The 16,737-nt window shown below is 72.2% G+C and carries 18 protein-coding genes; 15 read left to right on the forward strand and 3 right to left on the reverse strand.

Annotated elements, in window-relative coordinates:
* Positions 1–3: 3 nt before the first annotated feature.
* Positions 4–918 carry a PD-(D/E)XK nuclease family protein gene (locus tag JX575_RS09360; protein WP_186342148.1) on the reverse strand — a complete coding sequence of 305 codons (915 nt, stop codon included), beginning with the start codon at positions 916–918 and terminating at the stop codon, positions 4–6.
* A 94-nt stretch (positions 919–1,012) separates the two neighbouring features.
* Here JX575_RS09360 and JX575_RS09365 point away from each other — a divergent pair, with 94 nt between their 5' ends.
* The 5 genes from JX575_RS09365 to JX575_RS09385 all read left to right on the forward strand — a co-directional run bounded on the left by JX575_RS09365 (position 1,013) and on the right by JX575_RS09385 (position 5,976).
* Positions 1,013–2,182 (forward strand): site-2 protease family protein, encoded by a 1,170-nt coding sequence (locus JX575_RS09365; protein WP_186342149.1) that lies wholly within the window; start codon positions 1,013–1,015, stop codon positions 2,180–2,182.
* 35 nt (positions 2,183–2,217) lie between these two features.
* On the forward strand, positions 2,218–3,210 hold the full coding sequence (locus tag JX575_RS09370) for a tRNA (adenine-N1)-methyltransferase (protein WP_186342150.1): 993 nt from the start codon (positions 2,218–2,220) through the stop codon (positions 3,208–3,210).
* Entirely contained in the window at positions 3,207–3,749 is a 543-nt protein-coding gene (locus tag JX575_RS09375) for a GrpB family protein (protein ID WP_186342151.1), read from the forward strand. Before JX575_RS09370 ends, JX575_RS09375 begins: the two co-directional genes overlap by 4 nt.
* A gap of 102 nt (positions 3,750–3,851) precedes the next feature.
* The gene (gene arc, locus JX575_RS09380) at positions 3,852–5,597 is read left to right on the forward strand and encodes a proteasome ATPase (RefSeq protein WP_186342152.1); all 1,746 of its coding nucleotides are present in this window, start codon (positions 3,852–3,854) and stop codon (positions 5,595–5,597) included.
* Positions 5,598–5,607: 10 nt separating this feature from the next.
* Positions 5,608–5,976 (forward strand): hypothetical protein, encoded by a 369-nt coding sequence (locus JX575_RS09385; RefSeq protein WP_186342153.1) that lies wholly within the window; start codon positions 5,608–5,610, stop codon positions 5,974–5,976.
* Between the two features lie 137 nt (positions 5,977–6,113).
* Here the strand turns inward: JX575_RS09385 and JX575_RS09390 are convergent, their stop codons facing one another.
* Positions 6,114–6,737: a class I SAM-dependent methyltransferase gene (locus JX575_RS09390; RefSeq protein ID WP_186342154.1), complete on the reverse strand. Its 624-nt coding sequence runs from the start codon at positions 6,735–6,737 to the stop codon at positions 6,114–6,116.
* A gap of 3 nt (positions 6,738–6,740) precedes the next feature.
* On the opposite strand from JX575_RS09390, the gene dop reads away from it, so the two are divergent.
* From dop to prcA, 4 genes are all read left to right on the forward strand, one after another.
* On the forward strand, positions 6,741–8,261 hold the full coding sequence (dop, locus tag JX575_RS09395; RefSeq protein WP_186342155.1) for a depupylase/deamidase Dop: 1,521 nt from the start codon (positions 6,741–6,743) through the stop codon (positions 8,259–8,261).
* 226 nt (positions 8,262–8,487) lie between these two features.
* A complete protein-coding gene (locus JX575_RS09400; protein ID WP_186342156.1) occupies positions 8,488–8,685 on the forward strand; it encodes a ubiquitin-like protein Pup in 198 nt (65 codons plus the stop codon).
* A complete protein-coding gene (prcB, locus tag JX575_RS09405) occupies positions 8,682–9,512 on the forward strand; it encodes a proteasome subunit beta (RefSeq protein ID WP_241005405.1) in 831 nt (276 codons plus the stop codon). Before JX575_RS09400 ends, prcB begins: the two co-directional genes overlap by 4 nt.
* A gap of 19 nt (positions 9,513–9,531) precedes the next feature.
* Positions 9,532–10,497 (forward strand): proteasome subunit alpha, encoded by a 966-nt coding sequence (gene prcA / locus JX575_RS19810; RefSeq protein ID WP_186342157.1) that lies wholly within the window; start codon positions 9,532–9,534, stop codon positions 10,495–10,497.
* Here the strand turns inward: prcA and JX575_RS09415 are convergent.
* The gene (locus JX575_RS09415; protein ID WP_186342158.1) at positions 10,443–10,973 is read right to left on the reverse strand and encodes a hypothetical protein; all 531 of its coding nucleotides are present in this window, start codon (positions 10,971–10,973) and stop codon (positions 10,443–10,445) included. The genes prcA and JX575_RS09415 overlap by 55 nt on opposite strands.
* A gap of 100 nt (positions 10,974–11,073) precedes the next feature.
* On the opposite strand from JX575_RS09415, the gene pafA reads away from it, so the two are divergent.
* From pafA to tatC, 6 genes are all read left to right on the forward strand, one after another.
* Positions 11,074–12,435, forward strand: a complete 1,362-nt coding sequence (pafA, locus tag JX575_RS09420; RefSeq protein ID WP_186342159.1) for a Pup--protein ligase — start codon at positions 11,074–11,076, stop codon at positions 12,433–12,435.
* Between the two features lie 98 nt (positions 12,436–12,533).
* Complete coding sequence (locus JX575_RS09425; protein WP_186342160.1) at positions 12,534–13,493, forward strand: FKBP-type peptidyl-prolyl cis-trans isomerase; 960 nt, start codon at positions 12,534–12,536, stop codon at positions 13,491–13,493.
* A gap of 59 nt (positions 13,494–13,552) precedes the next feature.
* The gene (locus JX575_RS09430; RefSeq protein ID WP_241005406.1) at positions 13,553–14,506 is read left to right on the forward strand and encodes a WYL domain-containing protein; all 954 of its coding nucleotides are present in this window, start codon (positions 13,553–13,555) and stop codon (positions 14,504–14,506) included.
* Positions 14,503–15,498 (forward strand): WYL domain-containing protein, encoded by a 996-nt coding sequence (locus JX575_RS09435; protein ID WP_186342162.1) that lies wholly within the window; start codon positions 14,503–14,505, stop codon positions 15,496–15,498. Before JX575_RS09430 ends, JX575_RS09435 begins: the two co-directional genes overlap by 4 nt.
* A 47-nt stretch (positions 15,499–15,545) precedes the next feature.
* Positions 15,546–15,878, forward strand: coding sequence for a twin-arginine translocase TatA/TatE family subunit (gene tatA / locus JX575_RS19815; RefSeq protein WP_186342163.1), 333 nt, complete (start codon positions 15,546–15,548; stop codon positions 15,876–15,878).
* A 20-nt stretch (positions 15,879–15,898) separates the two neighbouring features.
* Positions 15,899–16,735 carry a twin-arginine translocase subunit TatC gene (gene tatC / locus JX575_RS09445; protein ID WP_186342164.1) on the forward strand — a complete coding sequence of 279 codons (837 nt, stop codon included), beginning with the start codon at positions 15,899–15,901 and terminating at the stop codon, positions 16,733–16,735.
* Positions 16,736–16,737: the final 2 nt, after the last annotated feature.

The following is a 16,737-nucleotide window of genomic DNA, read 5'->3' on the forward strand; positions in this document are numbered from 1 at the left end:
AGGTCAGTCGGCGGACTCGTCGGCCGAGGCGTCGGTGACGGGCGGGGTGGGAGCGGGGAGGGGCGGGATCGTGCCGCCCTTGGTCGGGCAGTGCTGGTGGAAGGAGCACCAGTCGCACAGCCGCGACGGGCTCGGCCGCCAGTCGCCGGACTCGCGGGCGGCCTGGATCGCCCGCCACACCGCCTCGACCTTGCGCTCGGTGGCGCGGAGGTCGTCCTCGTCGGGCTCGTAGCGCAGGATCTCGCCGTTGCCGAGGTAGATCAGCTGGAGCACCGACGGCACGACGCCGCGCAGCCGCCAGAGGACCAGGGCGTAGAACCGCATCTGGAACAGGGCCTTGGCCTCGTAGCCCTCGCCGGGGCTGCGACCGGTCTTGTAGTCGACCACCCTGATCCGGCCGTCGGGAGCGACGTCGACCCGGTCGACGAAGCCGCGTAGCAGCAGTCGCGAGTCGAGAAGCGTCTCCACGTAGAGCTCGCGCTCGGCCGGCTCGAGGCGCCGGGGGTCCTCGAGGTCGAAGTAGCGCGCCAGCACCGTGCGACAGGACGCCAGCCACGCCGCCACGTCGGGGCCCTCGCCGCCGAACATCGCGCCCAGGTCGGGCTCGGCCTCCAGCAGCGCCTCCCACGCCGGCTCGAGCATGTCGTCGGCGCGCGCGGGGGTGCGGTCGGGGGCGGGGAGGTCGAAGAGGTCCTCCAGCACCTTGTGCACGACCGTGCCGCGCACGGCGTCGGGCGACGGCTCCTCGGGCAGCCGGTCGATCGTGCGGAAGCGGTACATCAGGGGACAGGCCATGAAGTCGCCTGCCCGGCTGGGCGAGATCGCGCCCAGCACGTCCACACCGTCCACCGGTGTCGAGACCCGCTCGGCGGGGGACTCGGTCACGGCATCGGTGGGAGCGGCAAGCGGGTTCGTCATGGCTCGGCTCACCCTAGGCGAGGCGTACGACACCGGAGGTCCCGGCGCGCAGCGGCGGACGGCCGCTGTGGGCGGGGTTCGTTAGGGTTCAGACGTGGCCGACCCGACCGAACCAGCCCCCGCCGACGCACGCCGTCAGGCGGCGCCCCGCGCCCCGGGCACCTTCCGGATCGGGTCGATCGCCGGCATCGACGTGCTGATCACCACCTCGTGGTTCGTCATCGCGCTGCTGATCTCCGTCGCGTTCGGTCCACGGATCGAGGCGGTCGAGCCGGGCCTCGGGTTCTGGAAGTACGTCGCGGGCTTCGTGTTCGCGGTCGTGCTCTACCTCTCCGTGCTGCTCCACGAGGCGTCCCACGCCGTCGTCGCCCAACGCCTCGGCTACGGCGTCAACTCGATCACGCTCCACTTCCTGGGCGGCATGACCGAGATCGACGGCACGTCCCGCACGCCCCGCCACGAGTTCTGGATCGCCGTGGTCGGCCCGCTCACCTCGCTCGGGGTCGGCCTCGTCGCGGGTGCGGCGTGGCTGGTGCTCCCCGACGGGCTCGTGGGCATGGCGGTGGGCGGCCTGGCCGCGTCCAACCTGCTGATCGGCGTGCTCAACCTCGTGCCCGGGCTCCCGCTCGACGGGGGCCGGGTGCTCAAGGCGGCCGTGTGGGGTGCCAGCGGCGATCCGCACCGCGGCACCATCGTCGCGGGGTGGGGCGGCCGGGTCACCGCGTTGGCCCTGCTCGCGTGGCCGCTCGTGATGGAGCCGTTGACCGGGACGACGCCCACCGTCCTCGACATCGTGCTCGTCTTCGTCGTCGGCCTGTTCCTGTGGACGGGCGCGACGGCCGCGATGGCGCACGCCCAGCTCCGACGCCGCCTGCCCGACCTGGTCGCCCGGCCGCTCGCCCGGCGTACGCTCACCGTCCCCGAGGACCTCCCCCTCGCCGAGGCCGTGCGCCGCGCCCAGGAGGCACAGGCCGGCAGCATCGTCACCGTCGCCGCCGACGGCACGCCCGTGGGCATCGTCAGCGAGGCGGCCGTGACGGCCATGCCCGCCGACCGGCGTCCGTGGGTCGCGGTGTCCGCGGTGGCGCGCACGATGGAGGACGGGCTGATGCTGCCCGCCACGGTGGCCGGCGAGGACCTCGTCATGGCGATCAGCCGCCGCCCGGCCGAGGAGTACCTGCTCGTCGAGGACGACGGCCGCATCTACGGCGTGCTGGCCACCGCCGACGTCGACCGGGCGTTCCGCGAGAACGCCCGCCGCTGAGGGGAATCCGGCCTCCTGACACTAGGGTGCGGGCCATGTCCGAGCCGTCCGAGCCCTCTCCCGACGTCCCCGCCGAGGCATGGTCCGGCGTCCACCGCGGCCCCCTGCGCGTGGGCGAGTGGGTGCGCCTGACCGACCAGAAGGGCCGCAAGCACAACTTCGAGCTGGTCGCCGGCAAGCGGTTCTTCTCCAACAAGGGCCACCTCGACCACGACGACATGATCGGTCGCGACGAGGGCTTCACCGTCACCTCGTCGGCCGGCGGGCAGTACCTCGTCTTCCGGCCGCTGCTCAACGAGTTCGTGGTCTCGATGCCGCGCGGTGCGGCGGTCGTCTACCCCAAGGACGCGGCGCAGATCGTCGCGCTGGCCGACATCTACCCCGGGGCCCGCGTGGTGGAGGCGGGGGCCGGGTCGGGGGCGCTGACCTGCTCGCTGCTGCGCGCCGTGGGTCCGTGGGGACGGGTCACGTCGTTCGAGCTGCGCTCGGAGTTCGCCGAGGTCGCCCGCCGCAACGTGCACCAGTTCTTCTCCGCTCCCGACGGGCAGACCCACCCCGCGTGGGACCTGCGCCTCGGTGACCTCAAGGAGGGCCTGCCGGCCCTCGGCGGCCAGGTGGACCGGGTCATCCTCGACATGCTCGACCCCTGGAACTGCGTCGACGTCGTCGCCGACGCCCTGGTGCCCGGCGGGATCGTCTGTGCCTACGTCGCCACCACGACGCAGCTGTCCCGGGTGGTCGAGACGCTGCGCACCCACGGCGGCTTCACCGAGCCGCAGCCGTGGGAGTCCATGGTCCGCGACTGGCACGTCGAGGGGCTCGCTGTGCGGCCGGGCCACAAGATGATCGGACACACGGCGTTCCTGGTCACCGCGCGACGCATGGCCCCGGGGGCGAAGCCGCCGCGCAAGACCCGGCGCCCCGCACCCGGCGCCTACGGGCCCGACTACACCGGGCCCCGCCCCGCCGACATCCCTCCGCACGAGCCGGTCGAGCAGCCCGAGGTCACCCAGCCCGACGAGGCATGAGCGGGATCGAGGTCGTCGACCCCTCGCCCCGCTGGGCCGAGCAGTTCGAGGAGGTCGCCACGGGTCTGCGCGCCGCGCTGGCCGAGGTCCCGACCGCCCGGGTCGAGCACGTGGGCTCCACGTCGGTGCCCGGTCTGGCGGCCAAACCGGTGCTCGACATCGACGTCATCGTGGCGGCCGAGCACGTGGCCGCCGCTGTCGCCGCCCTGGAGTCCGTCGGACACGTCCACCGCGGAGACCTCGGCGTCACCGGCCGCGAGGCGTTCCACGCGCCCGGCCCGCCACGGCGCAACGTCTACGTGTGCACCGCCGGCACCCTGCACGTGCGCAACCACCTCGCGGTCCGCGACGTGCTGCGCACCCGCGACGACCTGCGCGACGCGTACGCCGCCGTCAAGCGCGCCCTCGCGGCGGAGCCCGGGATGGACATCGACTCCTACCTCGCCGGGAAGTCGGCGGTGCTGCAGCAGGTGCTCGAGGCGTCCGGTCGGCTGGCCCCCGAGGAGCTCGACGAGATCCGCCGCCTCAACGGCGGGTGACCCGGCTCCGGCGGCGACGTCGCGAAACGGTGTGGCAACACGCGAGATATCCACTTCCGTCCCGTGGCCCGATGGGTAGTGTCGTCGGACAGGAGGTGCGAGATGTCTGAGCCGACACGCGAGCAGCTTGCCACGCAGGTGCGATACCTGGAGGCGGAGGTCACCGACCTGCGCCGCCGGCTGGAGGACCTGCCCGCGCAGTCCCGCGGCCTCGAGAGCCGCCTCGCCGACACGCAGCGCTCCCTCGCGGCGGTCTCGAGCCAGAACGAGCGGCTCGCGCAGACGCTGCGCGACGCCCGCGACCAGATCACCACGCTCAAGGAGGAGGTCGACCGGCTGGCGCAGCCGCCGGCGGGCTTCGGCACCTTCCTCGCCCGCAACGACGACGACTCGGTCGACGTGTTCACCGGCGGCCGCAAGCTCCGCGTCAGCGTGAGCCCGGCCGTCGAGCTCGACGGCCTGGTGCGCGGGCAGGAGGTCATGCTCAACGAGGCGCTCAACGTCGTCGCCGCGCTCGACTTCGAGCAGGTCGGCGAGGTCGTGATGCTCAAGGAGATCCTCGCCGACGGCGAGCGCGCGCTGGTGATCGCCAACGCCGACGAGGAGCGGGTCGTCCGCCTCGCCGAGCCGCTGTGCGCGGAGGACGTCACCATCCGCGCCGGCGACTCGCTGCTGCTCGACACGCGCGCCGGCTACGTCTACGAGGTCGTGCCGAAGTCGGAGGTCGAGGAGCTCGTCCTGGAGGAGGTGCCCGACATCGACTACACGCAGATCGGCGGCCTCACCACCCAGATCGACGCCATCCGCGACGCCGTCGAGCTGCCCTACCTGCACCCCGAGCTGTTCCGCGACCACGAGCTCAAGCCACCCAAGGGCGTGCTGCTCTACGGGCCCCCCGGCTGCGGCAAGACGCTGATCGCCAAGGCGGTCGCCAACTCGCTGGCCAAGAAGGTCTCCGAGCGCACCGGCGCCTCGGGCAAGTCCTACTTCCTCAACATCAAGGGCCCCGAGCTGCTCAACAAGTACGTCGGCGAGACCGAGCGCCACATCCGCCTCGTCTTCCAGCGCGCGCGGGAGAAGGCCTCGCTCGGCACGCCCGTCATCGTGTTCTTCGACGAGATGGACTCGCTCTTCCGCACCCGCGGCTCGGGCGTCTCCTCCGACGTGGAGAACACGATCGTGCCCCAGCTGCTCAGCGAGATCGACGGTGTCGAGGCGCTGGAGAACGTGCTGGTCATCGGCGCCTCCAACCGCGAGGACATGATCGACCCGGCGATCCTGCGCCCGGGACGACTCGACGTGAAGATCAAGATCGAGCGCCCCGACGCCGAGTCGGCACGCGACATCTTCTCCAAGTACCTCACCCCGACCCTGCCGCTGCACGCCGAGGACCTCGCCGAGTTCGGCCAGGACCGCACCGCCACGGTCGACGCGATGATCCGCGCCACCGTCGAGCGGATGTACACCGAGTCGGAGGAGAACCGGTTCCTCGAGGTCACCTACGCCAACGGCGACAAGGAGGTCCTCTACTTCAAGGACTTCAACTCCGGTGCGATGATCCAGAACATCGTCGACCGCGCCAAGAAGATGGCGATCAAGGACCTCCTCGACAGCGACCTCAACCCCGCCCAGCGCGGGCTGCGGGTCCAGCACATGCTCCAGGCGTGCGTCGACGAGTTCAAGGAGAACGAGGACCTGCCCAACACCACCAACCCCGACGACTGGGCGCGGATCTCGGGCAAGAAGGGCGAGCGGATCGTCTTCATCCGCACGCTCATCACCGGCAAGCAGGGCACCGAGCCGGGCCGGTCCATCGACACGGTCGCCAACACCGGCCAGTACCTTTGAGGCCACGGTGGTGACGCGCGACGAGGACCTCGGTCACCGCGACATCGAGGCCGCCCTCGAGACCCGCCGCGAGCTCGGGGCCCGCTACGACGCCGAGCTCGTCGACGGGTTCGCCGAGCGGATCCACCGGGCCGTGGAGCGGCGGGTCGCCGAGGAGCGCGCGCTCGAGCATCGCCGCTCCACGGGCAACGAGGGCGCCCGGATCCGGCAGTTCGTGCTCGGCCTCGTCTCCGTCGGCGCGGGCATCCCGATCACCGTCGCGACCACCGTCGCCACCGACGGAGGGGGCCTGCCCGCCGTGGTCGTCGCGTGGCTGGGCATCATCGGGGTCAACGCCGCCCATGCCTCCGCGGTCAACGGGCAGCGGCGCGATCCCTGACCCCTCCTGGGAGGGGTTGACGCCGACGCGCGGACCACTAGGTTGTGCGGATGCGAACCATCCTGATCATCGTCGTCGTCGTCGTTGTCGTGCTCTTCCTCGTCGGGTTCCTCCGCCGCGGCCGCTGACCTCGGACGTCAGCCGGCCCCGAGCCGGTAGACGTACGTCCAGGGCCGGGACAATCCCGGACCCGGGAGGTAGGACTGCTCGACCTGGTCCACCCGCCAGCCGGCGTCCGCCGCGAGCGCGACGACGTCCCGGGTGAGGTGGCAGCCGCCGGCGACGGCGCGCTGCACGGGCTCGAGGCGCCGCTGCCAGCGGCGTACGGACTCCTCGGGAGCCGCACCGTGCTCCAGCGCGTGCAGCCGTCCGCCCGGGCCGACCACCCGCCTCGCCTCGCGCAGCGCCGCGACCGGGTCGGGGATCGTGCACAGGCTGAACGTCACCAGGGCGCTGTCGTGCGATCCGTCCGGCAGGTCGAGGCGCTGGCCGTCGAGCCCGGCCCGCTCGATCGGCACGTCGCCGCGCGCCCGTCGCGGCTCGGAGAGCTCCCAGCCCAGGTCGGAGGGCTCGATCGCGGTCACCGAGGTGACCGCCGGGGGATACCAGCGGACGTTGAGCCCGCTGCCGAAGCCGACCTCGAGCACCCGCCCGGTGAGGCCCGCGCAGGCGAGCGTGCGCAGCTCGCCCACCTCGTGGCCGCGCAGGCTCAGGTCGGTCAGTCGCGGCACCACCCGCTCGTCCCACACCCGTAGGCTCATCTCATGAGCGTACGACGCGTGATGGGCACGGAGGTCGAGTACGGCATCTCGGTGCAGGGGCTGCCGTCGGCCAACCCGATGGTCGCGTCGTCGCAGATCGTCAACGCCTACGCCAGCTCGACGGTGCGGGCCAGGCGGGCGCGCTGGGACTTCGAGGAGGAGTCCCCGCTGCGCGACGCGCGCGGCTTCGACATGGCCCGCCAGGTGGCCGACGCGAGCCAGCTCACCGACGAGGACCTCGGCCTGGCCAACGTCATCCTCACCAACGGCGCGCGGCTCTACGTCGACCACGCGCACCCGGAGTACTCCTCGCCGGAGGTCACGACCCCGCTCGACGTCGTGCGGTGGGAGAAGGCGGGGGAGCAGGTCATGCTCGACGCCTCGCGGATGGCCGCTCAGGTGCCCGGCAGCACGCCGATCGTGCTCTACAAGAACAACACCGACAACAAGGGCGCCTCCTACGGGGCCCACGAGAACTACCTGACGCGGCGCTCGACGCCGTTCGCCGAGATCGTGCGGCACCTGACGCCGTTCTTCGTCTCCCGCCAGGTGGTCACGGGCGCGGGACGCGTCGGCATCGGCCAGGACGGGCGCGACACCACCGCCGAGCGCGGCTTCCAGATCAGCCAGCGCGCCGACTACTTCGAGGTCGAGGTCGGCCTCGAGACCACGCTCAAGCGACCGATCATCAACACCCGCGACGAGCCGCACGCCGACCCGGCGGTCTACCGCCGCCTGCACGTCATCCTCGGCGACGCCAACCTCGCCGAGGTGTCGATCTACCTCAAGTCCGGCACCACGTCGCTCGTGCTGGCGATGATCGAGGACGGCTTCATCGACCGCGACCTCAGCGTCGACGGCGCCGTCAAGGCGCTGCGCGACGTCTCGCACGACCCGACGCTGCGGCACCTGGTGACCCTGCGTGACGGGCGCCGGCTCACCGCCGTGCAGCTGCAGCTGGAGTACCTCGAGCTCGCCCGCAAGTACGTCGAGGACCGCTACGGCGCCGACGCCGACGAGCAGACCGTCGACGTCCTCACGCGATGGGAGTCGGTGCTGACCCGCCTCGAGCGGGATCCCTTCGAGTGCGCCACCGAGCTCGACTGGGTCGCCAAGCTGAAGCTGCTGCGCCAGTACCGCGACCGCGACGACCTCGACTGGGACGACGCCAAGCTGCACCTGATCGACCTGCAGTACGCCGACGTACGCCCCGACAAGGGCCTCTACCACCGCCTCGCTGCCGCGGGCCGCATCGAGCGGCTGCTCGACGACGCCACCATCGAGGCGGCCATGCACGACCCGCCGACCGACACCCGTGCCTACTTCCGCGGCCGCTGCCTCGACAAGTACGCCGACTCGGTGGCCGCCGCGTCCTGGGACTCGGTGATCTTCGACCTCCCCGGCCGCGAGTCGCTCCAGCGGGTCCCGACGATCGACCCGCTCCGCGGCACCCGCGCCCACGTCGGCGAGCTGATCGACCGCTGCGACACCGCCCAGGCGCTCGTCGCCGCGATCACCCGCTGACGGGCTCGAGGAGGGTTTTCCGGGTCCGCGAGCTCTCGCCGGCCCGCTGTCGGAGTCCCCGCTCGAGCGGGGACTCCGACACCTGGAAGCCGTTGCAACCCCCTCCAGGTGTCGGACTTCCCCTCCATGTCGCCAGCCAAGTCGCCAGCCGAGTCGCCGGCCGACGCGCCGGCCCGTCGACGTGGAACCTCCTTGTGGCGTCGGTGGGAGTGGATAGGGTCGAGTCATGGCCCAGGAGCAGAAGCAGCCGCGTAAGTCCTCGCAGGAGGAGACGGCGACCGAGGAGGTCGCCGAGACCGACGTCGCCGAGCGCAAGGAGATGATCGACGAGGACGTCGACGCGATCCTCGACGAGATCGACGAGGTCCTCGAGACCAACGCCGAGGACTTCGTGAAGTCGTTCATCCAGAAGGGCGGACAGTGAGCGAGAGCCGCCTGCCCACGGCGTTCATGACCCCCGGCACGTCCAGCTTCGCCGACTTCCTCGGGGCGCAGGCCCCCGACCTGCTGCCGTCGCGGCGTGCCGTGCCCGCCGGCGAGGCCGGTGACCTCGCCCCGCACGGCACCACCATCGTCGCTGCCACGTTCGACGGCGGCGTCGTGATGGCCGGCGACCGCCGGGCCACGATGGGCAACATCATCGCCCAGCGCGACATCGAGAAGGTCTTCCCGGCCGACGAGTTCTCCGTGGTCGGCATCGCCGGCACGGCGGGCCTGGCGGTGGAGATGGTGCGGCTGTTCCAGACCGAGCTGGAGCACTACGAGAAGATCGAGGGCACCACGCTGTCGATGGACGGCAAGTCCAACCGTCTCGCCGCGCTGATCCGCGCCAACCTCGGCCTGGCGATGCAGGGCCTGGCCGTCGTGCCGCTCTTCGCCGGCTACGACGTCGCCGCCGGCCACGGCCGGATCTTCAGCTACGACGTGACCGGCGGGCGCTACGAGGAGACGGCCTTCCACTCCGTGGGCTCGGGCTCGCTGTTCGCGCGCGGGTCGCTCAAGAAGCTCTACCGCGAGGACCTCGACGCCGAGGGAGCGGTCACGGCCGTGGTCCAGGCGCTCTACGACGCCGCCGACGACGACTCGGCGACCGGAGGGCCCGACCTGACCCGGCGCATCTTCCCGGTCGTCCACGTGATCACCCCCGACGGCGGCCACCGGCTGACCGACGCGGAGGTCGCCGTCATCGCCGACCGGATGATCGCCGCCCGCATGCTGCGGCCCGACGGCCCCGCCGCGCCCCTCACCTGACGCAGGAGTCACCCATCCCATGAGCATGCCGTTCTACGTCTCGCCCGAGCAGCTGATGAAGGACCGGGCCGACTTCGCCCGCAAGGGCATCGCCCGCGGGCGCTCGGTCATCGCGGTCCAGTACGCCGACGGCGTGCTGTTCGTCTCGGAGAACCCGTCGCAGGCGCTGCACAAGGTCAGCGAGATCTACGACCGGATCGCCTTCGCCGCGGTCGGGCGCTACAACGAGTTCGAGAACCTGCGCATCGCCGGCGTACGCCTCGCCGACATGCGTGGCTACGCCTACGACCGCCGCGACGTCACCGGCCGCGGGCTGGCCAACGCCTACGCCCAGACGCTCGGCACGATCTTCTCCTCCGGCGGCGAGAAGCCGTACGAGGTCGAGATCTTCGTCGCCGAGATCGGCGACGCGCCCGAGGACGACCAGCTCTACCGGCTCACCTACGACGGCCAGGTGGCCGACGAGCACGGCTACGCCGTGATGGGTGGTGCCGCCGACGTCGTGGCGAGCCACCTGGCCGAGCACTACGTCGCCGGCGCCTCGCTCGAGGACGTCCTCCGCGTGGCGGTGGCGGCGTTGGGGCACAGCGACACCGAGGACCGGGTGATCCCCGCCGACGCCCTCGAGGTCGCCGCGCTCGACCGCACCCGCACCCAGCCGCGCAAGTTCCTGCGCGTGCGAGCCTCCCGCATCACCGAGATCCTCGGCGGACGCGGAGCGGAGCAGGCCGACGAGGCCGCCCCCGAGGACGCCGTCGCCGGGGCCGGTCCCCGCCAGTCCGGCGAGGACGACCCGGCCGACCCGACCGACCAGGTCTCGGGAGCCATCGCGCCCCTGGAGGACCCGGTCACGGCCGAGCCGCCCGTGGCGCCTCCCGTCGCTCCTCCGGTCGCGCCTCCGACGACCCCGCCGCCGTCTCCGGCCCCCGGTCAGCCGCCGGCCCCGGGCACCCCTCCGCCGCCCACCGAGCCGGGCGATATCTGAGCCTCCCGGCTCGTCTCACGCTGCGCCGCGACCCGGCGGTCGAGCGCGCTGATCGCCAGCGAGGCACCGGCCGCCGCGACGCCCATCCACAGGCGCGGGCGGCGTACGCCGCGCCGGCGCAGCCAGCCCTCGGCCCAGCCGTCGACCGACTCGGTCGCCCGGCTCACCCCGCCGACGACGAGGCCCGTGGCCAGGCCGACGGCCGCCGCGGTGCCCGTGCCCAGCCCGCGGGCGTCACCGTCCCGGCCGGAGGCCGGGGTGAAGCGCCCGGGGTCGTGGGCCACCAGCGCGGCGCTCGCTCCGGCCAGCGCCCCCATCCCGCCGTGCATCGCCCAGCGCGCCGGTCGTGACCAGCGCTGCATCGGCAGGCGCGCGGTCGCGACACCGGTGAGCGCCGCGGTCACCAGGTGGGCCGGCCACGAGTCGAGCGCGCTGGTGCGCGGGGGGTGGGCAGGGGCGAGGAGGGTGTCGTCCATGCCCGAGAAGGTAGACGTCGGGGCAAGAGCGTGGACCGCCCACCGGGATTTCGGTGCGTGGCGGACCACCGCGCGTGGCACCCCGTCCTAGGGTGTGGACATGGACCGGCGCATCTTCGGCATCGAGAACGAGTACGGCGTCACGTGCACGTTCAAGGGGCAGCGCCGGCTGAGCCCCGACGAGGTGGCCCGCTACCTCTTCCGCAAGGTCGTGAGCTGGGGACGCTCGTCCAACGTCTTCCTGCGCAACGGCGCCCGCCTCTACCTCGACGTCGGCAGCCACCCGGAGTACGCCACTCCCGAGTGCGACGACATCGTCGACCTCGTCACGCACGACAAGGCGGGGGAGCGGATCCTCGAGGGCCTGCTCCTCGACGCCGAGCAGCGCCTCCACGAGGAGGGCATCGCGGGCGACATCTACCTGTTCAAGAACAACACCGACTCCGCCGGCAACTCCTACGGCTGCCACGAGAACTACCTGGTCGGCCGCGCCGGCGAGTTCAGCCGACTGGCCGACATCCTGATCCCGTTCCTGGTGACGCGCCAGATCGTGGTCGGCGCCGGCAAGGTCGTGATGACCCCGCGCGGCGCGTCCTACAGCGTGAGCCAGCGCGCGGAGCACATCTGGGAGGGCGTCAGCAGCGCCACGACGCGCAGCCGCCCGATCATCAACACCCGCGACGAGCCGCACGCCGACGCCGAGCGGTTCCGCCGCCTGCACGTGATCGTCGGCGACTCCAACATGAGCGAGACGACCACCCTGCTCAAGGTCGCCTCCTGCGACCTCGTGCTCCGGATGATCGAGGAGGGGGTGGTGATGCGCGACCTCAGCATGGAGAACCCCATCCGCGCCATCCGCGAGATCAGCCACGACACCACCGGGCGCCGCAAGGTCCGCCTCGCCAACGGTCGCGAGGCGAGCGCGCTGGAGATCCAGGCCGAATACCTGTCCAAGGCCCGCGACTTCGTCGACCGCCGTCAGATCTCCACCCCCACGATCGAGCGGGCGCTCGACCTGTGGGAGCGCGGCCTCAAGGCCGTCGAGTCCGACGACCTGGGCCTGGTGGACCGCGAGATCGACTGGGTCATCAAGCTCAAGCTGATCGAGCGCTACCGCGCCAAGCACGGGCTCTCGCTGGGCGACGCCCGGATCGCGCAGCTCGACCTCGCCTACCACGACATCCACCGAGGCCGGGGCCTCTACTACCTGCTGGAGAAGCGCGGGGCCGTCGCCCGGGTCAGCAGCGACCTCAAGATCTTCGAGGCCAAGAGCGTGCCGCCGCAGAACACCCGCGCCCGGCTGCGCGGCGAGTTCATCCGCCGCGCGCAGGAGCGCCGCCGCGACTTCACCGTCGACTGGGTGCACCTCAAGCTCAACGACCAGGCCCAGCGCACCGTGCTCTGCAAGGACCCGTTCAAGGCCTACGACGAGCGCGTCCAGCGGCTGATCGACGGCATGTGAGGATCCTCGACGCCGCGCGTGGCGGTGTCGGGGCCTGCCGGGTGGGGATCGCTGGATAGGGTGACCGGGCAACGCCGACCGATCGAACAGGTGAATCCGTGTCTCGTGTACGTTCCGCTGCCCTCAGCGGTGTCCTCGCCCTCAGCATGCTCGGACTGGCCGCGTGCGGCTCGGAGTCCAGCGACACCGACGAGGGTGGCGCGCCGCTCAGCTCGGTGACCATCGAGGGCAAGCAGGGCGAGGAGCCCAAGGTGACCTTCGACGGGCGCCTCGACGGCTCGAAGGACGAGACCGAGGTCCTCGTCGAGGGAGACGGCGACGAGGTCGCCGACGGCGACACCGTGCAGGCCAACTGGTGGATCGGCAACGGCTTCACCGAGGAGGAGGCGCAGAGCACCTGGACCAAGGGCGGCGGGACCAAGTCGGTGGAGATGGCCGACGACGTGCTGCCGTTCCTGCGGGAGGCCATCATCGGCAACCAGGTGGGCGACCGCGTGGTGCTGCTGACCTCGGCCGAGAAGGCGTTCGGCGAGGGCGGCCGCCCCGACATCGGCATCGGCAACCGCGACGCCGTGCTGGCGGTCGTCGACATCCTCGGCACGGCCGAGACCGTGCCGCCCCTCGACGGCCCCCAGGGCGAGAAGAAGAAGCCCGCGGGCTGGGCGCCGAGCCTCGTCGAGAAGGACGGCGTGATCACCGGCCTCGACTTCACGACGGCTCACGAGCCCAGCGGCGAGCTGATCGCCACCACGCTCGTCAAGGGCGACGGCGCCAAGGTGAAGGCGGGGCAGACCCTGACCGTCGACTACCTCGGCCAGGTCTACGGGGCCGACGCGCCCTTCGACGAGTCCTACAGCGGCGAGCCGGCCGAGTTCCCCATCGGCGTCGGGCAGGTCATCCCGGGCTGGGACGAGCGGCTGGTCGGACGCACCGTCGGCTCGCGGGTGATCATCGAGATCCCGCCGGCCAAGGGCTACGGTGGCAAGGGCAACGACCAGGCCGGCATCAAGGGCACCGACACCCTGTTCTTCGTCGTCGACATCCTGGCCGCCTCCTGATCCGAGGGGCCGGCGGGAGGAGCGGGGCAGGCATGGCGACGCCACGAGCAGAGCGGCTGATGAACCTGCACATCCTGCTGCTCGGAGCCAAGCGCTTCATCGGCAAGGACGCGATCCGCGAGGCGTGCTATCCCGAGCACCCCCGCGGGCCGGCCGGCGACGAGGCGTTCGAACGGGCCTTCGAGCGCGACAAGGACGCGCTGCGCCAGATCGGCGCGGTCATCGAGGTCGGCAGCGCGGACGCGTTCTTCGACGACGAGATCGGCTACCGCATCCCCACCGAGCAGACGTCGCTCCCCGAGATCCGCTTCGAGTCCGACGAGGCCGCCGTGCTGGGCCTCGCCGCGCAGGTCTGGCAGCAGGCGACGCTGGCCAAGGCGACCGGCCGCGCCCTGGCCAAGCTGAAGGGACAGGGCGTCGAGATCGACCCCTCGCGCCTCGAGGTCGTCGCTCCCGCCATCACCGCCGACGAGCCGGCGTTCGAGCCGCTGTGGGACGCGACCGGCAAGCGCCGACAGGTCAGCTTCCCCTACCAGCGCGCCGACGAGACCGAGCCGACCACCCGCCGCGTCCAGCCGTGGGGCCTGGTGCGGTCGTCGGGCCGCTGGTACGTCGTCGGCTTCGACGTCGACCGCGGCGCCGAGCGCGTCTTCCGGCTCTCGCGCATCGTCGGCCCGGTCCGGGCCAGCGGCCGGTCCGGGGCGTACGACGTCCCCGCGGGCACCGACGTCCGTGAGGTCGCGCGGCGGCTCTCGCCGTCGGTGCCTTCGGTCCGCGCGGAGATCCGGGTGCGCCAGGGCACGGGTGTCGGGCTGCGCCGGCGCGCGGAGTCGGTCACCCCGCTCGCGGACCGTCCCGGCTGGGACGCCGTGGTGGTCGAGGGCACGGTGCCCGAGCTGTCCGACGAGGTGCTCACCTGCGGCGCCGACGCGGTCGCCGAGGCGCCGCAGTCGCTGCGCGACGAGGTCGTCGCCCGGCTGCGCGCCGTGGCCGGAGCGGGGGAGGACCGATGACCGCGCAGGCCGGAGACACCGCGCCCGACCAGGTCGCGCGCCTGCTCGCGCTGGTGCCCTACCTGCTCGCCCGCGGCGAGGTGCGCCTCGAGGACGCCGCGGCGCACTTCGGCACCGACGCCGAGCAGATCGAGCGTGATCTGCGGCTGCTGTTCATGACCGGGCTCTCCCCGGGGCTGCCCGGCGACCTGATCGAGGTGGACCTCGACGCGCTCGAGGGCGACCGGGTCATCCGCGTCGACAACGCCGACTACCTCGCCCGTCCGGTGCGCTTCTCGCCCGCCGAGGCCACCTCGCTCGTCGTCGCGCTCCGCACCATGGTCGACACCGCCCCGGCCGAGGCCCGCGAGCTCATCGAGCGCACCCTCGCCAAGCTGGAGGAGGCGGCGGGCCAGGACGACGAGGGCCTCCTGCGCCTCCACGTCGCCCCCACCCCGCTCGAGCGCAGCGCCGTGGTGCCGGTCCTGGAGTCGGCCATCTCCCACGGCCACCAGGTCGAGATCACCTACCACGTGCCGTCGCGCGACCAGGAGTCCCAGCGGGTCGTCGACCCGCGCGGCCTCGCCCGCGTCGAGGACCTGCTCTACCTCGACGCCTGGTGCCACACGGCCGGCGGCGACCGGGCGTTCCGGGTCGACCGCATCGTGGCCGCCACCGAGCTCGACAGCCCCGTCGCCGACCCCGGGGCGCGCGCCCGCGACCTCACCGGCGGCTGGTTCACCGACGCCGAGACCACCACCGTGACGCTGCGCCTGGCGCCCCCCGCGCGGTGGGTGGCCGAGTACTACCCGGTGACGGGGCGCCGTCCCGGCCCGGACGGCACGCTCGACGTCGACCTGGAGGTCGCCAGCGAGGAGTGGGCCAAGTCGCTGCTGCTGCGGCTGGCGCCCCACGCCACCCTGCTCGCGCCGACGGCCTGGGCCGAGGCGTTCACGGCGGCCGCCCGGGCGGCGCTCCGCCTCTACGCGCACGACGGCGTAGACTCCGACTGATCGCCCGAGCGACATCCACACAACCGCACGAATGACGGAGTGAGACCATGTTCAACCCGATGATCGGCATGCCGCAGGGTCTCGAGTGGCTCGTGATCCTGGCGATCGTGGTGCTCGTGTTCGGTGCCGCCAAGCTGCCCGACCTCGCCCGCAGCTCCGGACAGGCGCTCCGCATCTTCAAGACGGAGACCAAGGGCCTGCGCGACGACGACACCGACAAGACGCCCGAGCAGCGCGAGATCGAGGCGCGCGCCAAGGCCGCCGACGCCGCCCGCGACCAGACCCACGGCCAGTCCCACGACCAGACCCTCGACCGTGCGCCCCGGGGTGACGCGTCGGGTGAGGTGCTCCGCGAGCGGCGCGACGACACCACCGCCTGAGTCCAGGAGTCCCGAGGAGCGTGAGGATCGCCGGTCTCGTCGGCCTGTTCAAGGGGCCGCCGAAGGACGCCGTGGGCCCCGACGGCCGGATGGCGCTCGCCGACCACTTCCGCGAGTTCCGGGCCCGGCTGCTGCGGTGCCTGCTCGTCTTCGTGCTGGCACTGGCCGTGGCGCTGGTGTTCCGGCACTTCCTGATCGACCTCGTCTACGGCCCCTACGAGGACGCGCAGGCCAAGCTCCCCGAGGGCACCACCACCGCGACCACCAGCGGCGCCGGAGCCGGCCTGCTGCTCTGGCTGACCCTGTGCGGGTTCGCCGCCGCCATCGTGACCGCGCCCTACTGGCTCTACCAGATCTGGGCGTTCGTCCTCCCCGGGCTCTACGAGCAGGAGCGGCGGATGAGCCGCATCTTCGTGGCGGTCGCCGGGCCCCTCTTCCTCGCCGGCATCGTCCTGGGCTACGTGACGCTGCCCGTGGCGCTCGAGGTGCTCATCGGCTTCAACCCCGAGGGCGTCACCAACCTCATCGACTTCAACGACTACCTGCAGTTCTTCACCCGCACCCTGTTCGTGTTCGGGCTGGCGTTCAACATCCCCGTGTTCGTGGTGCTCCTCAACTTCGCGGGCGTCGTCAAGGGCTCCGCCCTCAAGGCCTACCGGCCGTGGATCGTCATCGGCACCTTCATCTTCGCCGCCGTCGCGACGCCCTCGGCCGACCCCTTCACCATGACGCTGATGGCGGTGCCGATGGTGCTGCTGTTCTTCGCCTCCGAGGCGATCGCCCGGTTCAACGACCGGCGACGCGAGCGGCGCGCGCCCAACGCGGGCCTCGCGCCGGACGAGCTGTCACCCCTCTGAGG

It is taken from the genome of Nocardioides sp. zg-1228 (genome assembly GCF_017086465.1).
In the GTDB taxonomy this organism is placed as follows: Bacteria; Actinomycetota; Actinomycetes; order Propionibacteriales; family Nocardioidaceae; genus Nocardioides.